An 873-nucleotide genomic window follows, 5' to 3' on the forward strand; every position below is an offset into this window, starting at 1 on the left:
TGCAGTGAGCCCTTTCCACTTGCTGGGTGCGGGCGCCGCAGATAGGAGAAGCTCCTGGTAGGCGGGTGATTGACGAGATCAACTCGCCCAACCAGGAGCTTCAGGGTGCTTTCTTACCCGTCGGGGATGTCGGTGTCCAGCCGTGCGGTGAACATGCTGGCCGAGGCCTTACGCCACAACCGGCGTGAACGCGGTACCCGCTGGCGAAGTCTGGATCCTGGCGAACAGGCCCTGCTGGTGCTGGCCTACCTGCGCAAAGGCGAAACCTACGCGGACCTGGCGATCGGGGTCGATATCGGTGTGACCACGGTGTTCCGTTATGTCCGCGAGACTTTGGACGTGCTGGCTGACAGGGCTTGCGGTCTCAACGAGGCGGTCGAGATGGCCCGAGGCAAGGCATTCGTCATCATCGACGGCACCCTGCTGCGCACCGACCGGGTCGGCATGGCCTCCGGGCGAGACCACCCGTTCTACTCGGGAAAGCACACATGTCACGGGGTCAACGTGCAGGTCCTCGCGGATCCGTCCGGACGCCTCATTTGGACCTCGCCTGCGCTACCAGGCGCTCGGCACGACATGGGCGCGGCTCGCGACCACGGTGTGCTCGACGCCCTCGAACAACCCGGAGCGCGGGGGAGCGCTGGTAGCGCCTACCGCGGTGCCGGGCCGAATGCCGACGTTTCCCAACGCCGCCGAACACGCAGGAACGACCTCAACGAGCGCCCGCGGTTGTCGGCGGATCAGAAAGCCGTCAACTCCGCCCACGCCCGGCGACCGCGGCCCCGGCGAACGAGCACGCCCAGCTCACAAGCTGGAAAATCCTGCGTCGCATCCGAAGCTGTCCACACCACGCAACCCGACTGATCAACGCCA

Annotated in this window: 1 pseudogene; it reads left to right on the plus strand. The window is 65.9% G+C overall.

From position 1 onward, the window contains the following. Positions 1-105 precede the first annotated feature (105 nt). Positions 106-873: pseudogene (locus ACYVJE_RS22990) on the plus strand (transposase family protein); the annotation flags it as partial.

The sequence above is a fragment of the Salinifilum aidingensis genome, assembly GCF_054782015.1.